General features: G+C 68.6%; 20 protein-coding genes. 12 read left to right on the top strand and 8 right to left on the bottom strand.

Annotated features, from left to right (window positions below; all coding sequences use genetic code 11):
- Nucleotides 1-183: 183 nt before the first annotated feature.
- Nucleotides 184-1,686, bottom strand: coding sequence for a tetratricopeptide repeat protein (locus VD964_RS08335; protein ID WP_324867470.1), 1,503 nt, complete (start codon nt 1,684-1,686; stop codon nt 184-186).
- A 95-nt stretch (nt 1,687-1,781) separates the two neighbouring features.
- On the opposite strand from VD964_RS08335, the gene VD964_RS08330 reads away from it, so the two are divergent.
- The gene (locus tag VD964_RS08330) at nt 1,782-2,120 is read left to right on the top strand and encodes a DUF1491 family protein (RefSeq protein WP_149228134.1); all 339 of its coding nucleotides are present in this window, start codon (nt 1,782-1,784) and stop codon (nt 2,118-2,120) included.
- A gap of 27 nt (nt 2,121-2,147) precedes the next feature.
- On the opposite strand, the gene VD964_RS08325 is transcribed toward VD964_RS08330, so the two are convergent.
- The 6 genes from VD964_RS08325 to VD964_RS08300 all read right to left on the bottom strand — a co-directional run bounded on the left by VD964_RS08325 (nt 2,148) and on the right by VD964_RS08300 (nt 10,548).
- Entirely contained in the window at nt 2,148-4,634 is a 2,487-nt protein-coding gene (locus tag VD964_RS08325) for an ATP-binding protein (RefSeq protein ID WP_324867468.1), read from the bottom strand.
- 8 nt (nt 4,635-4,642) lie between these two features.
- A complete protein-coding gene (locus VD964_RS08320; RefSeq protein WP_324867466.1) occupies nt 4,643-6,202 on the bottom strand; it encodes a bifunctional metallophosphatase/5'-nucleotidase in 1,560 nt (519 codons plus the stop codon).
- Nucleotides 6,203-6,348: 146 nt separating this feature from the next.
- The gene (locus VD964_RS08315) at nt 6,349-7,182 is read right to left on the bottom strand and encodes a metallophosphoesterase family protein (RefSeq protein ID WP_324867464.1); all 834 of its coding nucleotides are present in this window, start codon (nt 7,180-7,182) and stop codon (nt 6,349-6,351) included.
- 25 nt (nt 7,183-7,207) lie between these two features.
- On the bottom strand, nt 7,208-8,395 hold the full coding sequence (locus VD964_RS08310; RefSeq protein WP_324867462.1) for an ATP-grasp domain-containing protein: 1,188 nt from the start codon (nt 8,393-8,395) through the stop codon (nt 7,208-7,210).
- A 15-nt stretch (nt 8,396-8,410) separates the two neighbouring features.
- The gene (locus VD964_RS08305) at nt 8,411-9,661 is read right to left on the bottom strand and encodes a GNAT family N-acetyltransferase (protein WP_324867460.1); all 1,251 of its coding nucleotides are present in this window, start codon (nt 9,659-9,661) and stop codon (nt 8,411-8,413) included.
- A 179-nt stretch (nt 9,662-9,840) separates the two neighbouring features.
- Entirely contained in the window at nt 9,841-10,548 is a 708-nt protein-coding gene (locus VD964_RS08300) for a glutathione binding-like protein (RefSeq protein WP_324867458.1), read from the bottom strand.
- A gap of 247 nt (nt 10,549-10,795) precedes the next feature.
- Between VD964_RS08300 and VD964_RS08295 the strand changes: the two genes are divergently transcribed.
- The 9 genes from VD964_RS08295 to VD964_RS08255 all read left to right on the top strand — a co-directional run bounded on the left by VD964_RS08295 (nt 10,796) and on the right by VD964_RS08255 (nt 19,442).
- Nucleotides 10,796-11,947 (top strand): acyl-CoA dehydrogenase family protein, encoded by a 1,152-nt coding sequence (locus tag VD964_RS08295; RefSeq protein ID WP_324867456.1) that lies wholly within the window; start codon nt 10,796-10,798, stop codon nt 11,945-11,947.
- A complete protein-coding gene (locus VD964_RS08290) occupies nt 11,944-13,512 on the top strand; it encodes a class I adenylate-forming enzyme family protein (RefSeq protein ID WP_324867454.1) in 1,569 nt (522 codons plus the stop codon). The genes VD964_RS08295 and VD964_RS08290 overlap by 4 nt, the downstream gene beginning before the upstream one ends.
- 37 nt (nt 13,513-13,549) lie before the next feature.
- Complete coding sequence (locus tag VD964_RS08285; RefSeq protein WP_324867452.1) at nt 13,550-14,728, top strand: ABC transporter substrate-binding protein; 1,179 nt, start codon at nt 13,550-13,552, stop codon at nt 14,726-14,728.
- A gap of 214 nt (nt 14,729-14,942) precedes the next feature.
- The gene (locus VD964_RS08280) at nt 14,943-15,821 is read left to right on the top strand and encodes a branched-chain amino acid ABC transporter permease (protein ID WP_310116834.1); all 879 of its coding nucleotides are present in this window, start codon (nt 14,943-14,945) and stop codon (nt 15,819-15,821) included.
- 11 nt (nt 15,822-15,832) lie between these two features.
- Nucleotides 15,833-16,789, top strand: coding sequence for a branched-chain amino acid ABC transporter permease (locus VD964_RS08275; protein WP_324867448.1), 957 nt, complete (start codon nt 15,833-15,835; stop codon nt 16,787-16,789).
- The gene (locus VD964_RS08270; protein WP_324867446.1) at nt 16,776-17,501 is read left to right on the top strand and encodes an ABC transporter ATP-binding protein; all 726 of its coding nucleotides are present in this window, start codon (nt 16,776-16,778) and stop codon (nt 17,499-17,501) included. Before VD964_RS08275 ends, VD964_RS08270 begins: the two co-directional genes overlap by 14 nt.
- The gene (locus VD964_RS08265) at nt 17,498-18,220 is read left to right on the top strand and encodes an ABC transporter ATP-binding protein (RefSeq protein ID WP_324867444.1); all 723 of its coding nucleotides are present in this window, start codon (nt 17,498-17,500) and stop codon (nt 18,218-18,220) included. The genes VD964_RS08270 and VD964_RS08265 overlap by 4 nt, the downstream gene beginning before the upstream one ends.
- An 11-nt stretch (nt 18,221-18,231) precedes the next feature.
- Nucleotides 18,232-18,663: a PaaI family thioesterase gene (locus VD964_RS08260; RefSeq protein WP_324867442.1), complete on the top strand. Its 432-nt coding sequence runs from the start codon at nt 18,232-18,234 to the stop codon at nt 18,661-18,663.
- The gene (locus tag VD964_RS08255; RefSeq protein WP_324867440.1) at nt 18,660-19,442 is read left to right on the top strand and encodes an oxepin-CoA hydrolase, alternative type; all 783 of its coding nucleotides are present in this window, start codon (nt 18,660-18,662) and stop codon (nt 19,440-19,442) included. Before VD964_RS08260 ends, VD964_RS08255 begins: the two co-directional genes overlap by 4 nt.
- An 8-nt stretch (nt 19,443-19,450) precedes the next feature.
- Here the strand turns inward: VD964_RS08255 and VD964_RS08250 are convergent, their stop codons facing one another.
- On the bottom strand, nt 19,451-19,669 hold the full coding sequence (locus tag VD964_RS08250; protein WP_324867438.1) for a hypothetical protein: 219 nt from the start codon (nt 19,667-19,669) through the stop codon (nt 19,451-19,453).
- A gap of 229 nt (nt 19,670-19,898) precedes the next feature.
- On the opposite strand from VD964_RS08250, the gene VD964_RS08245 reads away from it, so the two are divergent.
- On the top strand, nt 19,899-20,345 hold the full coding sequence (locus VD964_RS08245; RefSeq protein ID WP_324867436.1) for a response regulator: 447 nt from the start codon (nt 19,899-19,901) through the stop codon (nt 20,343-20,345).
- A gap of 231 nt (nt 20,346-20,576) precedes the next feature.
- Nucleotides 20,577-20,981, top strand: a complete 405-nt coding sequence (locus VD964_RS08240; protein WP_324867434.1) for a hypothetical protein — start codon at nt 20,577-20,579, stop codon at nt 20,979-20,981.
- Nucleotides 20,982-21,273 lie beyond the last annotated feature (292 nt).

Here is a 21,273-nt window from a genome sequence, read left to right as displayed (position 1 = left end):
CTTCTGCGCCCTACCTAGCAAGCGGAGTGCCAACTGGAACTTCCCGAATAACTTATTGAATTTGCTTGGTTCTCCGCGTGATCGGCACGGCGGCGCCAGAAATTGCCGGGAGGTGGGAAAGTTTCGCCTAGTGCCGGTGGGGGCGGGCGGGCAGAAAGCTCCCGCCGAAGTTGCCGCCCGCCGCTATCGTTGCGCTGCTCTGGCGGCGCGCAGCGCCTGCGCCTTCAGCACGGCGGCAGCGGTGCCGATCACCGTGGTCCAGTCGCCGGGCCGCGGCTGGCGGAACAGCCGGAGCGACGGGTACCAGGGGCTGTCGGCGCGGTCGAGCAGCCAGCGCCAGTCCGGCACATGGGGAAGCAGAAGCCAGCACGGCACGCCCATCGCCCCGGCCAGATGGACCATGGCGGTGTCGACCGTGATCAGCAGGTCGATGTTGGCGAGGATGGCGGCGGTGTCGGCGAAGTCGCGCACCCGCTCCACCGCGTCCTGCACCCCCTCGCCGGGAAGACGGGTCAGGTCGGCGCGGGCGTCGCCCGTCTGCAGGCTGACGAAGCGCACCCCCGGAACCGCCAGCAGCGGGCGCAGGGCCGCGACCGGGATCGAGCGGTTGCGGTCGTTGCGGTGGCGCGGGTTGCCGGCCCAGACCAGCCCGACGCGCAGGCCGGCTGCGCCACTTCCGTCGCCGTTCCCTTCCCCGCCCCCGTCCTGCTCCGCCAACCGGTCGCGCCAGCGGGAAACGTCGGCGGGATCCGGGGCAAGATAGGGGATGGTGGCCGGGATGGTCGCCAGATCGGTCCCGAAGGCGCGTGGCAGGCTCATCAGCGGGCAGTGGAGGTCGTGCGGCGGCGGCTCCTCCCCCCGCACCAGGACCTGGACCGACTGGCCGAAAGCCCGGTTGAACAGGCGGTAGAGCAGCAGGTGCGTCTCCAGGATCACCCGTCCGCCTTCGCGAGCAGCGATCTGCGCGACCAGCGGAGCGTAGCGGACGAACTGCATGGCGTCGCCGAACCCCTGGTCCATGTGCAGCAGGATGGTGGCGGCTTTCGGCGGCCGGCCGTCCCAGGGCGGAGCGGCGAAGCGACGCCAGCGGTGCTCGAAGCCCTCCCAGCCGGCGCGCAGGTCGCCGCGCACCAACTGCCCCACCGCGCGGGCGAGATGGGCCTCTGAACGGGCGGGAGTGTGGGCCAGCACGGCATCGAAACAGGCATCCGCTTCGTCGAAGCGGCGAAGGTCGCGCAGCACGGTGCCGAGGTTGAGCAGCGTCTCCGCATGGCCGGGCCGCAAGCGGGCAGCCCGGTCGAGCCAGCGCCGGGCCTCCGCATAGCGCGCCAGCGCATGCAGCGAGGCACCCTGCGCCTCCAGCGCGTCACCATTGGCCGGGTCGAGCGCCAGGGCGCGCCGCAGCGTCCGTTCCGCCCGCTCCGGCAATTCGGCCGCGCGCAGGGCAGCCCCCAGATGCCCCCAGGGAGAGGCCGCCGCCGGACGGACGTGGATGGCCCGGCCGATCGACCGGATGGCGGTGGCGAGGTTGCCGGTCTGCGCCGACAGCACGCCGGAGAGGTGCAGCGCGTCGGGCTGCGCCGGCTCCGCGGCAAGGATGCGGGCATAGCCGTCGGCCGCCGCATCGGCGTGACCGGCCATGTGGTGGTTGACGGCGGCGTTGAGAGCGTCCACGAGTGTCGTCATGGTCTCTTCTCTACACCGGTGCGCCGGTCAGGGCGAGGGGCGACGTCATTGCCAAGCCGGGGCCGCAGCCTCAAAAACAGGAGCCGCATACGGGAATGGACGACCGTCTTCCGACGCATCTCTGGGTTTCGGCCCATATCCGCGCCGCCGATGCCCAGGGGGTGGCGATGACCGTGGTCCGCAAGGGCGACCCCAGCCGCGGAACGGTGATCCTGAAGCTGAACCGGCTCGACCGCAGCTTCACGGTGCTGGTCCAGACCCGCGAGGGCGATGGCGACCGCCTGTTCTGGGCGCGCGGCACTGGCCCGGATCCGGTACCGGAGGCCGATGCCGACGCCTACATCGCCCGCCAGACCCGCTACGACCCCGACGTCTGGGTGGTGGAGGTCGAGGACCGCCAGGGCCGCCACTGGTTCGAAGGGCCGGTGCGCTGATCCGTCAGCCCACCAGCCCAGCGCCTCTTACGCGGGATCGGTTACCCGGGGGAATCGCAGGGTGAAGCGGGTGCCCTGGCCCGGGCGGCTCTCCACCCCGATGGTGCCGTGCAGGCGGCCGGTCACCAGATTGTAGACGATGTGCAGCCCAAGGCCGCTGCCGCCGCTGCCGCGGCGGGTGGTGAAGAAGGGATCGAAGATCTTCGGCAGAACTTCCTGCGCGATGCCGTTGCCGTCGTCGGCCACCGACAGTTCCACCATGTCGCCGTCGCAAGGCCGGGCGGATATCGCGATGCCGCCGGGCTGTTCCGGGTCCAGCGCATGGATCAGCGCGTTCATGATCAGGTTGGTCAGGATCTGCGACAGCGCGCCCGGATAGCCGTCCAGCTCCAGGTCGACCGGGCAGTCGACGGAAATGGTCAGCGCCGCCCGTGCCTTGTAGGTCGGATGCAGGCTGCGCAGAAGCTCGTCGATATAGTCGCGCAGCAGGAAGGCGCGGCGTTCGTCGCTGGACTGGTCGACGGCGACCAGCTTGAAGCTCTGCACCAGATTGGCCGCGCGGGTGCTGTTTGACAGGATCAGGTTCGCCATCTCCATGCCGTCGCCGAGGAAGCGCTGGAAGTCGGACTTCTTCAGCGCGCTGGCGGCATGGCGTTCCGACAGTTCCTCGATCAGCGCCTGCAGCTGGGAGGCGCCGGTGATGGTGATGCCGATGGGGGTGTTGACCTCATGCGCCACGCCGGCGACCAACTGACCCAGCGAAGCCATCTTTTCCGCCTGGATCAGGCTGGCCTGTGTCGCCTTCAGTTCGCAGAGCGCACGTTCGGCGGCGTCGCGCGACTGGCGCAGCGCATTCTCCGCCTCCACCTCGCGGGTGACGTCGACAACCACCGCCTGGATCGCCGGACCGTCCATCCAGTCGACCCGCCGGCCGGTCAGCTCCACCCACAGGCTGCCGCCGTCGGGTCGGCAGGCGCGGATGCGGCGGCGTGGCGTGGACCCGCCGTCCAGCAGCCGGTCGTAGTTGTCGATCAGCCCGTTGCGCTCCTCCACGGGCACCAGCGCCAGCAGGGACGGCAGGGCCATCACCTCGGCCACCGTCAGCCCCAGCATGGCGGCGAAGCTGTCGTTGGCATAGAGCGGGTGGAAGTCGCGGTGGATGATGATGCCCTGGATCGACCCCTCGACCAGATCGCGGAACCGCCGCTCGTTGTCGGCCAGCGCCCGCTGGCGCCGGTCGATCTCGTCGATGAAATAGCGGATGGAGGCGCCGATGTCGGTGATCTCGTCGTCGCCATCCACCGGAACCGGCACCGGAACATTCGCCGCCGGGCCGGACGCCACCGACCCGGCGGTCCGCGGCCGGCCGGCATCCGCGTGGCCCGCCGACAGCCGGGCCAGCACCGCCCGGTTCATCGCCACCAGCCGCGAGGACAGGAAATGCCGGAAGATGAAGTAGACGCAGATCGCCAGGATGATCGACGCGCCGGCCAGCATCATCACCGTGCGCGACCGCTCGGCGATCAGTTCGGCAAGGGCGTCGGTGCGTTGGGCCGACTGGTCGCGAATGGAATCGTTGAGCGTGCGGGTGGACCGTTCGACGGTCTCCACCAGCACGCGGGCTTGGCCGGTCAGGGCCTGGGCGCGGTTGCGCGCCTGCAGCCGGTCGATGGCGCTGTGGAATACCCCGCCCGGCGCGATCAGCAGCGAGAACAATTCCTCCTGCACCGTCGACATCATCTGTCCGGTCGCGTCCGGCGCGTCGGCGGACAGGCGCGCCAGATCCGCCAGCGTGCGTTCGGCCGCCCGCGCTTCGCCCTTCAGCCGGCTGAGATGGTCCAGTTGCGAGGCGCCCGCCGCCCGCGCCATCAGCGCGCCGATGCGGACGGCCCAGGCGCCGGTGTCGGGCATGCTCTCGATGGAGGCGGCCAGCCGGCTCAACCCCCGCGCCGCCTCGGCCTGTCGGTCGCCATAATCGATCTGGCGCGTGACCTCGGCATTCAGGTCGGCAACCGTGGCGGCCAGGATCAACAGGGTGGACCGGGTCTGCTCCAGCAGGCGGACATTGCCGTCGCGCTCGCCGTCCTCATTGCCGCTCTCCTTCATCAGCCCGCGCATGCGGGCGACGAGGAGTTGCATCGAATCCAGCTCCGTCACCAACCCGTCATAGATGGATCGGCGCTGCGGGGTCGAGGTGGCGGCGGCAAGCTGCGGCAGTTGCGCCACCAGCTTCTGCAGGGATCCGTGCAGGTCGGCGCTGGCGATGACCTCCGGCAGGGTGGTGGTCGACAGCGCCGTCACCTCCGCCCGGAACAGGCGGAAGGACGACATCGACACGCCGCCGATCAGCACCACCAGCAGGGCCATCACCGACAGCCCCAGCGTGATGCGCACGGCGATGCCGAAGCGGCGTGGCCGGTTCGGCGGCGGGAACCGCGGCTGGGTGCCCGGCTGGGCTCCGGGCTGGATCAATGTGCCGGGCCGCGGAGGGCTCTCGGCGATCGAGGAAGCCATGCCGTCCATCAGCGCCTCACCGTCATCCGGCCGTCCAGCCGCGGAAGGAATTCCCCGTCGCGGGTGATCTGGCTGATCAGCTGGGTGGAGACGAAGTCCGTGTTGCGGTCCTCCACCAGCCGCGGCGCCCCGGCCAGCATGCCATAGCCGTCGCCGCCGGCCGCGAGGAAGCTGCTGGTCGCCAGCCGGTAGCGGGTGGAGAGGCCGACCGGCTTGCCGCCGACCGACAGGCTGCGCAGCCTCTGGCCGGGCGGGCGGCTCAGGTCGATCTCGGCGCGGGCATTGGACAGGTGCGGGAAACGGCCCTGCAGCTGCTCCACTGCCGACACGCCGCTTTCCACCGCGTCCCAAAGCTGCTGCCCGGTGACGTCCAGCACCATGCCGACATCGTGATAGGGTAGCTCGGCATAGATGTCGCGGCGGGTCAGCAGGGTGCCGGCCGGATAACGGCGGTCGCCGCGGATGCCGCCGCCGTTGATCAGCGCCACGTCGGCGTCCAGCGCCGCGCGCAGCATGTCGACGACCGCGTTGGCGAAGGCGTTTTCGCCGGTGCGCACCGATTCTTTGCGGGTATCGATCGGCCCGGTGAGACGTCCCACCTCCATCCTCAGCATGGTGTCCAGCCGTGCCGCATAGGCCTTGGCCTGGATGTCGGATGCGGCGTCGGGCGCCACGGCGGCGGTGTCGATCAGCCGGGGGGAGGGGGCCCAGGTCACCCGTGCCTTGCCGTCCGCCTGCGCCGTCCGCTCCACCGTCAGGTCGAGCGCCAGCACCCATCCCGCCTGCGGCCCCACGGTGGCGGACAGGAAGCGGCCGTCATAGTCGACTGCGAAGGGGCGGCTGCGGTCCTGGTACAGAACGATGTCGGCCGGGCGGGCGGCCAGGATGCTGCGGTGGGTGTCGCCGGCATAGCCGGTCATCGCCACCACCAGATCCACCCCTTCGGCCCGCAGCGCCGCGGCCTTGGCGGCCAGTGCGGCGACGGGATCGCGGAATTCCGTGCGCTGGGTCCGGGTGGTCTCCCGCGTCAGCACGGGTGTTGCGGCAAGCACGCCGATGCGCAAAGGGCCGGCGGTCAGCACCACCGCCTCCTCCAGCCCGTCCGGCGTGCGGCCGGTCGAGCGGTCGACGGTGTTGGTGGTCACGATTGGGAACCCGGCCTCGAAGGCACGGGCGCTCAGCTGGTCGTCGCCATGGTGGAATTCGCGGTTCAGCGCGGCCATCGCATCGATGGTCATGCCGTTCAGCAGGTCGATGATGTGAGCGCCCTGGTCGTAGAAGGCCAGAACCGACGGTGCCAGCGTTTGGCCGCCATGCAGGGCCAAGACAAGCTTGCGGTTGTTCCGTTCCTGCCGGATCGCGCCGGCCAGACGGGCCATGCCGCCGCGCCCGCCGGTCTCCTCCAGGTCGGTGGTGCCTTGGGCGTAAAGGATGGTCAGCTTGACCGTGGTGCTTTCCGCGGCCGGCGGCGTCGCTGCGGGATCAGCCTGCTGGGCGCGCGACGGGGCGGCGCCGAACGCAAGGCACAGGGAAAGACCCAGCGCGAGCGGGGCGATCAGGGATGACAATGTCCTGCCGGGCCGGGACCAGATCCCGCCGGCAGCGCCGCTTCCAATACCGATGTTGTCCATAGCCCGGCGTCACCATTGGCCCCCCGTGCCGGATTATGCGCAATTCGGTGCCGCTGTAGAAGCAAAGCCGCGTTACGGGACTGTCATATTGATGACACGCGGGAAGGAAGTGTCCGTTTTACCCACTCATACACTCCGAGAGTCCGTAGAATTCCAATCAACTTCATGCGCAACGGCGCCGGGACTGCGGCAAAACGTGGCGCCAGCCCGGCCCGCCGCGTCTTGGCGAGCGTCGCCCGGCGCGCATAAGCGGCGCGGTGCAGCGTGACGTGCCCGGCATCGCTGTCGAAACAGGCGAAGCAGGCGCGTTGGTCCGTCCCGCGCGGCTCCCCCACCGTGCCGGGGTTCAGCAGATAGACCGCATCGGGCCGCAGCGTCGCGCCGCCGTCCAGCGGGATCGACCGCACCGCGCCGTCGCGCCACTCCCACAGCCCGGCGCGGTGCGTGTGGCCGAAGGCGCAGACCCGGACCCCCGACGCGTGGCCATCCAGTGCCTGGAGGCTCAAGGCGCGCTTGGCGTCGTCGTCCAGCCGAACCAGCTCCTTCCCCTCGTCCGGGTGCAGGGCGCCATGCACGGCGACCAGCGCGCCATCGACCATGGCGGTCAGCGGCAGGCCGGACAGGAAGGCACGGCTCTCCTCGTCCAGCCTCCGCCGGGTCCAGTCGACGGCGCGCGCCGCCGGACCGCTGAAGCCTTCGGTCCCGATGGCGCCGGTCACCGCCCGGTCATGGTTGCCGGCGATGCAGACCGCCCCCGCCTGCCGCAGCAGGGCGATGCAGGCGGCGGCATCGGTGTTGTAGCCGACGATGTCACCCAGGCAGACGATGCGCTCCACCCCCTCCGCCCGGATGGCGTCGAGCGTCGCCTGCAAGGCTTCCAGATTGGCATGGATGTCGGAGATCAGGGCGATCTTCATGGCCGTGCAATCTTATGAGTCTCGGTCACGGCTTGGCGAGGCGGGGCGGGCGGGCGCCGCCGGGGATGCGGGCGAGCAGCCGGTCCAGCTTCGGCCGCAGGAAGGGCATCGGGTCGTCGGGGGTGATCGCCTTCGCTTCGCACCGCGCGACCCAGGCGAGCCACTGCGCCGTCGGCACGCCGCTGTCGCGCGCCGCCAGCCGGTCCTTGCTGATATGGCACCAGCAGGCGCCGGGCCGCGCCTTGGCCGGGGCAGGGCGGGGGCGGCCGGTCAGGTCGGCATGGACGATGGCCGGCAGGTTCACCCCGGCGACGGCGCCCAGATGGTGCCACAGGTTGAAGCGCGGGTTGATCTCCAGCAGGTGGAGGCGGCCCTGCGGATCGCGCTTGAAATCGAACTTGGTGACGCCCGTAAGACCGATGCGGGCCGCGATCTCCCGCCCCAGCGCCGCCACGTCGGCCCCCTCGCCATCGATGTCGGTGATGGTCAGCGCGGTGCTGTGGCCGTAATCGACCGGATAGGTCCTGATCTTGCGCCCGGTGAACTCGCCCGCCACGGTGCCGCCTGCATCGATATAGACATGGTGGCTTTCGATCCGCGTCTCCGGTCCGGGGATCAACTCCTGGGCCAGCAGGTCGATGCCGACCGGGATCAGCCGCGGCCAGAGCGCGCGCAACTCCTCCGGCCCCTCCAGCCGGATCGCCTTGCCCAGCCCCTCGATCTCGTCCCAGGGCGGACGGCGGGTCAGCGGCTTGACGATGACGGGATAGCGCAGATCAAGGTCCGGGGCCTCGCTGCCCGGCAGCGGGCGCAGCCGCCGGGTGCGCGGAACCGGCAGGTCCAGCCGTTCCGCCAGTGTCTGGAAACGGCCCTTGTCGACCAGCGTCTCCACCAGATCGCCGTCGGCGAGCGCGAAGCGGAAGACCGCGGCCAACCGGTCGCGGTGGCGCGACACCATCAGCAGCTGGGCATCCTCCTCCATATAGAGCACCGGCTTGTCGGGCTGGGCTGCGCCGAAACGCAGCAGCCGATCCACAAGAGCCTCGTCACAGCCGCCCTCCCACGGGATCAGCCGTTCGGTGAAGCGGGAATGGGCGGTGGCGCCGCCGGGCGGCCCGACCACGGCGCAGCGGATACCCGCCAGCCCCAGCGGGCGCACCAGATCCATGTCGCCCAGCACGCAGGCCAGCGCCCCGGTCTTCCTCTTGGTCATTCGCACGCCTCCCCCTCAGATGCCCTTGGCCGGCGCGGTCCAGCCGCGCAGAGACCGTTTGACCGCATCGATCATCAGCCCGCGCGCCCGTCGGCAGTGCGCCTCCACCCGTCGGCTGAGCCGGTCGGGACCGAGCGTCAGCCAGTTCATCGGCTGTTCGGCATTGGACAGCAGCGGCTTGTGTCCCGCCGGGGTCGACATGAAGTCGTAGCAATCCTCGCCGCGAGCCAGCGCGTCCTCGATGGCCAGCACATGGCTGAGCAATCCCGGCTTCAGCCGGTTGTCAGTCTCGAAAGCGAAGCCGCCCTGGTAATTCAGGACCCGGTTGCGGTGGACGAAGTTGTAGAGGTAGCCGACGGGCTGGCCTCCGGCGCTGATCCGGCACAGGCGCACGGCGCCGCTCGGCACGCCCTGCGTGATCAGCTGTTCGTGGAAGGGACGGAAGGCGGGGTTGGCGAAGGCGCCGGCCTGCCCGCGGGCCTTCCAGCCGGCCTGATGAAGCACCTCCAGCGCCGCGAAATCCTCAAGCGCCTCCTCCGCGGTGGTGGCGACGCGGTAGTCCAGCGTCCCGCGGGCACGGTAGAGCCGTTCGCTGCGGTTGACCGCCGCCCGCGTGTTGCGGCCAAGCCCGGCGCGGAAATCGCCGCCCGCCGCCCTGACCGGCGCCATATCCACCCATTGCGCGGAATCGGCGATACGCAGTTGCAGAGAGTGGCCGGTCCGCGCCGCAACGCGCCGGGCGGCACGCTCCGCCGCCGGAGTCAGTCCGCCCAGCACCAACTCGTCGTTGGCGGAAAGCCGGTCGCCCAGCCAGTGCAGGGCGGCGTCCGTCACCTCGTCGGCAAAGCGGCGGTCGGCAAGGATGCCGTTGTATTCCATGAACAGGCGGTCATAGCCGCGGTCCCCCGTCTCGTGCAGCATCCAGCACCGGCTGGGCAGCAGGCCGAGACGCCGCCGCTTGCGCGGGCAGAGCACGGCCAGCCCGACCAACTCGCCCCCCCGCCGGGCAAGCAGCAGCCGCGCCTCGACCCCGGCCGGCATCTGCGCCAGCCAGGGACCGATCCAGGACCAGGACAGGAAGAAGGAGGAATCGGCGCGCGTCTCCAGATCCACCCAGACCTGCGCCAGCTGGGGCAGGGGAGGCAGCGGATGCAGGGCGATGTCGATGGTGGCGGAGGGATTAACAGGGGGAGTGGATTGGGTGGCCGTGCCGGTCGCCGTATCGCTGGCGATGCCGTCGGAGTCGGTGCGGGGCCAGATGCTCATCGGCGCGGCGTCTCCGGAAGATATTCCCTACCGAAAACAACACGCTGGTCTGACAAACGGTCCTGTCTACGCCGGGGGCACCCGAAAGCCTGTGCAGCGCGAAAGGGTGTCGCAAAAGATTACGTTACTATACGAACACGCCGGCCCGGCGGATGGAACCGGGCCGGCGGTAGGGTGGATCAGCGCTTGACCGTGTCGGCGGACTGGCCGAACAGGATCTTCTTGCTCTCGTCGTTCACCGTGGGCGTGCGGTTGGGGTTTACGGCCTGCCCCTTTTCGTAGGCGCGCACCACCGCCGGCCGCTCCTTGATCGCGTTGAACCAGCGCTTCAGGTTGGGGAAGTTGTCCAGATCCTGCTGCTGGCGTTCATGCGGGACGATCCAGGGATAGCTGGCCATGTCGGCGATGGACAGGTCCGTCCCACCCAGGAACTCGTTGTCGGCAAGGCGCTTGTCCATCACGCCGTAGAGACGCCCGGTCTCCTTGACGTAGCGCTCCATGGCGTAGGGGATGCGTTCCGGCGCGTACTGGACGAAATGGTGGTTCTGGCCGGCCATCGGGCCGAGGCCGCCCACCTGCCAGAACAGCCATTCCAGCACCGTCTTGCGGCCGCGCAGGTCGGTGGGCAGGAACTTGCCGGTCTTCTCGGCCAGATAGACCAGGATGGCGCCGGATTCGAAGACGGTGACCGGCTCGCCGCCGTCGGCCGGGGCGTTGTCGATGATCGCCGGCATGCGGTTGTTGGGCGAGAAGGCCAGGAATTCCGGCTTGAACTGGTCGCCGGTGGAGATGTTCACCGGTTCGAACCGGTAATCCAGGCCGGCTTCCTCCAGAAAGATCGTGATCTTATGGCCGTTCGGCGTCGGCCAGAAATAAAGGTCGATCATCCCAAACCCTCCAGTGATTTGCGGGAAAGGTTAACCGCTTCGTTCCGGCTGGCAAGCCCGCTCCGACGCGGAGCAGCCCTTCGGCCCAGTTAGCTTATTCCGCATAACGGAACGCAATTTCATTTTGTTGACAGCCTCCGCCGCATCTGTCAGCGTGGCCAACGAACAAACGAGGGGGCGCCCCCTCGAAGCCCCCTCAACGCATGGTTTTCCCCCTGAAATCATTCTCCCCGGACGGAGAGCACGCATGGCCTTGGACAAGGACGTTTTGGATCAACTGCTGGACACGCTGGGGCGCTTCGTCCGCGAGAAGCTGGTCCCGCTGGAGCATAAGGTGGCGGAGGACGACGCCATCCCGGCGGAGGTGATCGCCGCGATGCGCGAGATGGGCCTGTTCGGCCTGTCGATTCCGGAAGAGTATGGCGGGCTCGGCCTGTCAATGGCTGACGAGGTGCAGGTCGCCTTCCAACTGGGCCAGACCTCCCCGGCCTTCCGCTCGCTGATCGGCACCAACAACGGCATCGGCTCCCAGGGCATCGTCATCGACGGCACGGAGGAGCAGAAGCGCAGCTACCTGCCGCGTCTGGCCGCCGGCGAGATCGTCGGTGCCTTCGCCCTGACCGAACCGGAATCGGGATCGGATGCCGGGTCCTTGCGCACCACGGCGCGGCGCGACGGCGACCACTTTATCCTGAACGGCACCAAGCGCTACATCACCAACGCGCCGCAGGCCGGCCTCTTCACCGTCTTCGCCCGCACCGACCTGGAAAGCCGCGACGCCCGCGGCGTGTCGGCCTTCCTGGTGGAGGCGGGGACTCCCGGCCTGTCGCTTGGCCCCATCGACAAGAAGATGGGCCAGAAGGGCGCCCACACCTGCGACGTGATCTTCGAGGACTGCCGCGTTCCGGCCGGCGCCATCCTGGGCGGGCGGGAAGGGCAGGGCTTCAAGACGGCGATGAAGGTACTCGACCGCGGCCGCCTGCACATCGGCGCCGTCTGCGTCGGTCTGGCGGAGCGGCTGATCCGCGACAGCCTGTCCTACGCGATGGAGCGCAAGCAGTTCGGCCAGCCGCTTGCCGAATTCCAGCTGATCCAGGCGATGCTGGCCGACAGCCGGGCCGAGGCCTATGCCGCGCGCTGCATGGTGCTGGAGACCGCGCGCCGCCGCGACGCCGGGCAGAACGTCAACACCGACGCCGCCTGCTGCAAGCTGTTCGCGACGGAGATGGTGGGCCGCGTCGCCGACCGGGCGGTGCAGATCCATGGCGGTGCCGGCTACATCGCCGATTACGGGATCGAGCGCTTCTACCGCGACGTCCGCCTGTTCCGCATTTACGAGGGCACCACCCAGATCCAGCAGCTCGTCATCGCCCGCAACATGATCCGGGAGGCCGCATGACCTCAGGCCGGCCGGTTCCCGATTTCGCTCGCATGGTGGCGGCCCTGCCGCCGCGCATCAGCCACGCGGCGCTCGCCTGGGCGGAGCGGACGCCGGACGCTCCCGCCCTGTTCGACGGGGCGCAGGAATGGAGCTATCGCCGCCTCGCCGAGGCGGTCGAGCTCGCCGCCGGCCATTTCGACCGGTTGGGAGTGCGCGGCGGCGACCGGGTGATGATCGTCTGCGAGAACAGCCTCGCCGCCGTCACCCTGATCCTGGCGGCGAGCGAACGCGATGCCTGGCCGGTGATCGTCAATGCCCGGCTGTCCGACCGCGAGATCGACAGCATCCGCGACCATTGCCGACCGCGCCGGGTCTTCTATACCGATACGGTATCCCCCGATGCCGCCGCCCATGCCGCCCGCCACGGTGCCGAACCGCTGGGCGCTGCGGAGTTGCCGGCGATGGCCGTCGGTCTGCTGCTCGACGCCGATCCGGAGCCGGTTCATGCCGGGAACCAGCGGCAGGTCGGCGCGCTGATCTACACCTCCGGCACCACCGGCAAGCCCAAGGGCGTGATGCTGTCGCACCGCGGCCTGCTGTTCGTCGCCTCGGTGTCGGGCTGGATGCGCGGGCTGGGACCCAGCGACCGCACCTACGGCGTGCTGCCGGTCAGCCACGTCTTCGGGCTGGCCTCCACCTGCCTCGGCACGCTCTATGCCGGCGGCTGCCTGCATACGGTCCCCCGCTTCGCCCCAGCCGCGGTGTGGCAGGCGTTGGAACAGGATGGCGTGACCGTGTTCCAAGGCGTTCCAGCCATGTACGCCAAGCTGGTGGAGCACGCCACCGTCACCGGCCGGACGCCGGATGCCCCGGCGCTGCGCTACCTGTCCTCGGGCGGGTCGGTTCTGGACCTCGACCTCAAGCTGGTGGTGGAGCGGGTGTTCGGCTTGCCGCTGCACAACGGCTACGGCCTGACCGAATGCTCGCCGACGGTGACGCAGACCCGGCTGGATGCGCCGCGCGGCGACACCTCCATCGGCCCGGCCCTGCCGCTGGTGGAGATGCGCTTCGTCGACCATCTCACCGGCCGCGACGTGGCCGATGGCGAGCCGGGAGAGCTGTGGGTCCGCGCCCCAAACGTGATGCTCGGCTACTACCGCGAGCCGGCGCTGACCGCCCAGGTCATCACCGACGATGGCTGGCTGAAGACCGGCGACGTCGCCCGGCTGGAACCGGACGGCTGTGTCACCGTGGTCGGCCGCATCCGCGAGATCGTCATCCGTTCCGGCTTCAACGTCTATCCGGAGGAGGTGGAAGGCGTGCTGACCAGCCATCCGGCGGTGACGCTGGCCGCCGTGGTCGGCCACGCCGTAACCGGCAACGAGGAGGTTGTGGCCTTCGTCCAGTTCGTTCCCGGGCGCAGCGCCTCGGAGGAGGAATTGAAGGCCTGGGCCGCCGAACGGCTCGCCCCCTACAAGCGCCCGTCGCGCATCGTCGCCATGGACGCCTTGCCGGCAAGCCCGACCGGCAAGCTGCTGAAAAGCGGCCTCAGGGCTTTGGCTGCCGAGGTGATGGCCGCCTGACGTCAACAAACAAAATCCTGTGGGAGGAAACAAGACCATGAAGCGGACACTTGCCCATCTCGTCACGGTTTCGGCTCTGGCCCTGTCCGTGGCGCTCGGCGCCGGGGCGGCGCAGGCCAGGGAGTTCCTGCTGGGGTCCGAACTGCCGCTGACCGGCAGCCTCGCCCGCGTCGGCCAGGGCATGCATGAAGGCATCTCGGTCGCCGTCGAGATGGCGAACAGGAGCTATGCCGGCAAGCACAGCTTCAAGGTCCAGACCATCGACGACGAGACCTCCCCCGCCAAGGCGGTGGCAGCGGTGGAGAAGCTGGTCGGCGACGGGGTGGTGGCGATCACCGGCGGCTACGGCTCCAACATCATCGGTCCGGCGTCGGAGGCGGCGCAGAAGGCCGGACTGGTCTACATCACCTCGGGCGGCGTGTCGCCGGAACTGACCCAGCGCGGCTATCCCACCTTCTTCCGCATCAACAACACCGACGGCTATGCGCTGGCCATGATCGGCCTGCTGCAGGACATGGGCGCCAAGAAGGTCTCCATCGTTTATCTGAACAAGGACGCCACCAGCAGCCTCGCCCGCCAAGTGAACACGGCGCTGACCGCCAAGGGCGTGACCGTGGGCATGCACGAGTTCGATGCCTCCACCAGCGACTTCAAGCCGCTGATGAACAAGGTGAAGCTGCAGGACCGCCCCGACGCCATCGCCATGGTCGGCTACGAGAACGACTATGTCGGCATCCTGCGGGCGTCCAAGGTGCTGAAGCCGCAGGTCAAGGCGGTGGTCGGCGTCTGGTCGCTCGCCACCGCGCAGATGGCCAAGGAATTCCCCGACCTGATGGAGAATGTCTACGGCACCTCCATGCTGCCCTACCCGGTTGAATTCACCCAGCCGGAGGCGGTGGAGTTCGCCGCGACCTACAAGAAGCTGTTCAACAAGGAACCCGACTATCTGGGCCAGTTCGGCTATGTCCAGACCCGCCTGCTGATCGACGCCGTGGTCCGCGCCGACGAGGCCGGGACGCTGGGCAAGGGCGGCCTGCCCGACGAGTTGCGCAAGACCGACGCCAACACCCTGATCGGCCGCGTCACCTTCGACAAGAACGGCGACAACCTGAACTTCACCCACCGCATGGGCCAGCACCAGGGCGGCAAGGTGGTCCTGGTCTGGCCGCAGGACGCCGCCAACGGAAAGATGAACTTCCCGGCAGTGCCGTGGTGAGTGGAGGGGGCAACAGCGGAAATGCCAATGCCCCCTCCCCATCCCTCCCCCGCTCCGCGGGAGAGGGGGCAGGATCCTTGGTGGCGTGGCTTATAAATGCCGAAGCGACGGCAATCCCCTCTCCCGCGAAGCGGGGGAGGGTTAGGGAGGGGGTAATCGGAGCCGAAACCTCTCCGTCCCAAGCACTCCCGCCACCCCCAACAGGGCGCAACCCATGTTCGAACTGACGCTCCAGGCATTGTTCTCCGGCCTGCTCGCCGGCGGCTATTACGCGACCGTGGCGGTCGGGTTGGCGCTGGTGTTCGGGACCATGCGGGTCATCAACCTCGCCCATGGCGAGCTGGTGCTGCTGGCCGCCTATGTCGCCTATGCGGCGGAATCAAATTATGGCGTCTCTCCGGTGCTGGCGATCCCGGTGGCGCTGGTGATCGTGGCGGCGGCATCGGCTCTCGTCTATGCCCTGCTCAGCCGCATCGATCAGGACCGCGAGATCAATTCGCTGATCCTCACCTTCGGGCTGGGGATCATCCTGACCAACACCATCCTGTCGATCTGGGCGGCCGATATCCGGTCGACCTCCGATCCCTGGTTCCAGGATTCCATGGTGGTCGCCGACACGCTGTTCGCGATGAATGCGGAGGTTGCGGCCTTCGTCGGCGGGCTGGTGCTGATGGCCGGGGTCTGGTGGTGGCTGAACCATTCCTGGCAGGGACGGGCGGTGCGGGCGCTGTCGTCGAACCGGGCGGCGGCGACGCTGATGGGCGTCAACCCACGCAAGATCGAGATCCTGTCCTTCATGATCGCGGCCTTGCTCGCCACCTTCGCCGGCTTCGCCATCTACACCGGCAAGACCGTCTTCCCGGCCTTGGGCCATGTGCTGACGGTCAAGGCCTTCATCATCACCGTGCTGGCCGGGATGGGATCGATCCCCGGCGTGCTGATCGGCGCCGTCATGATCGGCGTCATCGAATCGCTGACGGTCACCTATCTGTCGGCCTCGCTGCAGGAGTTGGCGGGAATGATCCTGTTCCTGGTCGTGCTGTTCGTCTCGCCTTCGGGCCTGTTCGGCGGCGGGAGGGCGCTGGCGCGATGAGGAATTCCCTGATGAACCGCATCCTTCTGATCGCAGTGCTCGCCGTCGCCTATGTCGGCGTGCCCGTGGTCTTCGGCGGCAACGCCTATGTGCTGGGGCTGATCGTCGCGGCGCTGACCATCGCCGGGGTGGCGGTGGCCTGGGCGCTGCTGGGCAATCTCGGCGGCATGGTCAGCTTCGGCCATGCCGCCTTCTTCGGGGTGGGGTCCTACACCTCGGCCGTGCTGGCGATGAAGCTCGGGGTGCCGGTCTTCGCCGCGATGCTGCTGGGCGGGGTGGGGGCGGCGATATCGTCCATCGCCATGCTGCCGGCGCTGCGGCTGCGCGGCCCCTATTTCGCGCTCGCCATCCTCGCCTATGCCCACATCTTCCAGATCCTGGCGACTGAGATGACGCCGGTCACCGGTGGGGCCGGCGGTCTGCTGTCGATCCCGCGCTTCCCCACCGTTCTGGGCTTCGATTTCGGTGACAAGACGGGCGGCTACCTGATCGTGCTGACCATCGTGGTGCTGGCCGCGCTCGCCTATGACGCCATCCGGCGCAGCACCTGGGGCCTTGCCCTGAAGGCGATGCATGACACGGAGGTCGCGACCCGCGTGGTCGGCGTGCCCAGCACCCATCTGAAGGCGGCGATGCTGGTGCTGTCGGCCTTCATCACCGGGGTGGTCGGCGCCTTCAACGCCCATTTCATCAGCTTCCTCGACCCCGACTACGCCTTTTCCAGCGGCTGGACCGTGCTGCCCATCGCAGCAGCCATCTTCGGCGGCTACCGCACGGTGTGGGGGCCGGTGGTGGGGGCGCTGGCGATCTATCTGGTCGATCAGCTGCTGTTCAAGCCGATCCTGCCGCACGGCCACCAGATGATCCTGGGGGTGCTGCTCTGCGCCATGATCCTGTTCAGCCCCGGCGGCCTGATGCCGGCCTTGCGCCGCCGCCCGGCGAAGGAGAACCGCCATGCTCACGCTTGAAGGAGTCCAGGTCAATTTCGGCGGCGTCCAGGCGCTGAAGAGCGCCAGCTTCTCCATTGCCGAAGGGGAGAGCATCGGCTTGGTCGGCCCCAACGGCGCCGGCAAGACCACGCTGTTCAACGTCATCTCCGGCGTGGTGCGGCCGACCGCGGGCCGGCTTGACTTCCGCGGCACCTCGCTGCTGAAGCTGCCGGAATGGAAGCGGGCGCGGCTCGGCATCGGCCGCAGCTTCCAGATCCCGCGCCCCTTCGGCCACTGCACGGTGCGGGAGAACCTGCTGGTCGCCCAGCGCTTCGGCGCCGGGAAGAAGGACCCCAGGCGGGTCGACGAGATCCTCGATATCCTGAACCTGCGCGACAAGGCCGACCGCGACGCCACCACCGAACTGGCCCTGACCGAGCACAAGGCGCTGGAGGTCGGCAAGGCTCTGGCGACCGAGCCCAGCCTGCTCCTGCTCGACGAGGTGCTGGCCGGCTTGGAGACCAGCGGCAAGCGCGCCTTCATGGAAAGGCTGGCGGCGGTGCGCGACCGCTACCGCCTCGCCATGGTCATCATCGAGCACGACATCGCCACCATCGCGGCGCTCTGCCCGCGGGTGCTGGTGCTGAATTTCGGCCAGATCATCGCTGACGGCTCCCCCGACGCGGTGTTCCGCGACCCGGAGGTGATCCGCAGCTACACCGGCGAAACCACGCTTGCGGAGGCGTCATGACCAACGCGCTTGATATCCTGACGCTTCGGGCCGGCTATGGCGCGATCAATGTGCTGTGGGACGTCTCGTTGTCGGTGGAGACCGGCAAGACCACGGTGATCGTCGGCCCGAACGGCGCCGGCAAGACGACGCTGCTGCGCGCCATCATGGGGCTGGTCCCCGCCACCTCCGGCGATGTCCGTGTCGATGGGCAGAGCCGCAAGGCGGTGAAGACCTGGGACCGGGTGGCCGACGGTCTGGTGATGATCCCCGAAGGCCGGATGATCTTCCCCGACATGACGGTGGAGGACAACCTGATGATGGGCGCCTTCCCGCGCGGCTGCCGCAGGGACTGGAAGCGCAACAAGGCGATGGTGTTGGACATGTTCCCCCGTCTGGCGGAACGGCGCGGCCAGATCGCCGGCACCCTGTCGGGCGGGGAGGCGCAGATGCTCGCCATCGGCCGCGGCCTGATGGAACAGCCGCGCGTCTGCCTGATCGACGAGCCGTCGCTGGGCCTCGCCCCCGTCGTGGTCGACGAAATCTTCCGCATTCTCGCCCGGCTGCGGGCGGAGGGGCTGACCATCCTGCTGGTGGAGCAGAACACCAGCCGCGCCCTGAAGATCGCCGACCATGTCTATCTGATGCAATCGGGCAAGGTCGTGCTTTCGGAACGCGGCGACCGGGTGGACCTGGACCGCCTGCACGCGCTTTACTTCGCGCACGAAACAGCTGCGTGATGGGACAGGGTATGAACGATCTGCTGAACGGGGAGCCGGAATCGGGATTCCAGCGCCTGCTGGGCTACGCCTTGAGTCGCTGGGAGGAGGGGGAGGCGGAGCTGACGATGGCCATCGACGACCGCCACCTGAACCGGGCCGGGGTGGTGCATGGCGGGGTTCTGGCGACGCTTTTGGACACGGTTTCCGGATTCTCCGCAACATACTGTCCCTTCCCCGGCCGGGTGCGGCGGGTGGTGACGCTGTCGCTGTCGACAAGCTTCCTGGGACAGGCGCGCACCGGTACGCTGGTCGCCACCGGCCGGCTGCGGGGCGGCGGGCGCAAGATCATCGGAATCGCGGCGGAGATCCGCCATGGCGACACCGGCGCCCTGATCGCCACGTCGGAAGGCATGTTCAAATACCGGCCGGGCAGCGAAAACCGGGAGGGAACCGAGATATGAGCGGACAACTGACCGTCGCGCGCCAGGGCCGCGTGATGGTGCTGACCATGGACGACGCGGCCACCAAGAACGCGCTGGGGCCGGAGATGATGGCCGCCGCCCGCGATGCGCTGACCCAGGCGGCCGAAGATCCGGGAGTGGGGGCCATCGTCCTGACCGGCGCCAACGGCACCTTCTGTTCCGGCGGCAACCTGGGCCGGCTGCTCGGCAATGCCAAGGCCGACCCGGAGGTGACCCGCGGCAGCCTGGAGCGCTTCCATGGCTGGACCCGTGCCATGCGGGCCTGCCCCAAGCCGGTGATCGCCGCGGTGGAGGGGGCCGCCGCTGGGGCCGGTTTCTCGGTGGCATTGGGGTGCGACCTGATCGTCGCGGCGGAGGATGCGGTGTTCACGCTGGCCTATGTGAAGGTCGGGCTGAATCCGGACGGCGGCGCGTCGGCCTTCCTGGCCCGTGCCGCGACGCCGCAGCTGGCGGCCGAGATCATGTTCGAGGGCGGCAAGATCGGTGCGGTGCGGCTGGCGCAGCTCGCCATCGTCAACCGGGTGGTGGCGCCCGGCACCGCTCTCGCCGAGGCGATGGCCTGGGCGGAGCGGCTGGCCGACGGTCCGACGCTGGCCATCGGCCGGGCGAAGCGGCTGATCGAGAGCGGCTTCGGCGCCCCCGACGACCAGCTCGACCGCGAGGCAGCCTTCTTCGTCGAGGCCCTGCATGGAGCGGAGGCGGCGGAGGGCATCACCGCCTTCTTCGAGAAGCGGGCGCCCGATTATCCCCGCGGCTGAGCTGCTCCTCAGGCCAGCAACGACAGGGTAGGGTCGGGTGGTGTGGGGGCCGCGTTTTCCAGGGAACGGGCAACGTCGGTCGGCGCGCCCGGCACCCGCAGCGGCTCCGTCTGTCCGGTGAAATGAAGCTCCGTCCCGCCATCGGCGGTGCTCCGCAGATAGGCGACGGCGATGGGGTTCACCAGAACGGTATCCCCCGATATCTCGGTCAACTCAACGAATGCCATGGATTCATTCCTCTCACGCGTAAGGGTAAAACAGGCGGAGATGGTGTATGTTTCCAGACCGGACGTTCAGTAGGGCTGCATGACCGGAAGGGGGTACCCCTTCGACCTCTTGAACGGGACGGAACCGCAACAAACATGGGCGGTTCAGTGGATCGAAGCCGAACAGGCTTCGAAAACCGGACGGGGCGGGCTATAAGCCCGCTCGGTTAGATCAAGGGAGCATGCCGTCTTGAAGTTGCTTGTCGTCGAGGACGATCCGCTGATCGGTCCGGCCGTGAAGGCCGTTCTGGAGAATGCGGGCTATACCGTGGTCGGACCCCTGCGCGACGCCGCCAAGGCCGCGCGGGTCGGTGCCCGCGAATGTCCCGACCTGGCGCTGGTCGATGTCAATCTCGCCGGTGGGGAGAACGGCCTCGTGCTGGCCCGGCGGCTGTGGCAGGAGAATGGCATTCCGTCGCTGCTGATGACCGGTTTCGATCACCATGCGGCGGAAGCCCGCAGCTTCGCCATGGGCCTGCTGCGCAAGCCGGTGATGCCGGACGCGCTGGTCCAGGCCATCGGCGCCGCCGGGGAGATCCTGGGCGGACTGCGCCCGTCGTCCAAGCCGGACGCGCTGGAGATTTTCCACGGCTCCGCCGCCTTTGCCGCCAGCCTTCCCAAGGTGCGTTCGGCCTGACCGGCACACGCGTCTTCCAGTAGAAAACGCCCGCCCTTCGGTGGGCGTTTTTTATTTCCGGCGTCCGCGGGTGTGGCATCGGTGAGCCATTCGAGGACGGACACGAAAGCGGCGCGATCATTCGGCTCCATCGCTGTTGGTGGCGTGGAATACGGAATTCGATGTTCCCCAAACCATGGCTGCCCGCCCGCCTGACCGGCGTCGACGGGCAGCACAGCGAAAGGAATCGTCATGAAGAGCCTGATCATCGGCGCCGCTACCGCTCTGGCCTTGATGGCCGCCCCGGCCTTTGCCGCCGACAGCAACTCCATTTCCGGCAGCCCGGCCGCCAAGAGCACCGGTTCGACCACCAACTCCAACCAGGCCAATCCGCCCTGCACCTCCAACAACCAACTGGGCTGCGGCAGCATGGGCGGCATGGACAGCAGCAACTCGGGCACCACCGGCTCCAGCGGTTCGACGACGGGCAGCGGTTCGATGACCGGCTCCGGCTCATCCAGCTCGACCAATGGCACGGGCGGCAACAGCCTGGGCAACAGCGGCTCGATGGGCACGGGCTCCGACGGCCCGGTCGGCACGCAGCAGCCGTCCGGTTCGATGGGCGGGTCCTCGGGTACCGGCAGCACGGCACGCTGATCTTAAAGGCGGATGAATGGGAAGGGCGCGCGGATCAACCGCGCGCCCTTTTGTTTTGTGCAGGATGTCGATGGTTAGGACAGTCCCCTCTCCCCCCCGGGGAGAGGGTTAGGGTGAGGGGGACGCATTGCGGGACCTTTGCAAAAATCCTGCGGTGCATCCCCCTTGTATCTGGAATGGGTCCCTGTTTCGTGATGGAACTTGGATAGCGCCGGGTCCGGTGGCCACCGGACCCGGCGCGAGGCGGACGGCGCCCGACGCCCCTCAGGCCACAACCGTGGGTGAGCCATGG

This window comes from Azospirillum sp. (assembly GCF_035628975.1).
Classification (GTDB): Bacteria; Pseudomonadota; Alphaproteobacteria; order Azospirillales; family Azospirillaceae; genus Azospirillum.
Note: the sequence above shows the minus strand (reverse complement) of the source record. Positions and strands in the feature narration are given on the sequence as shown.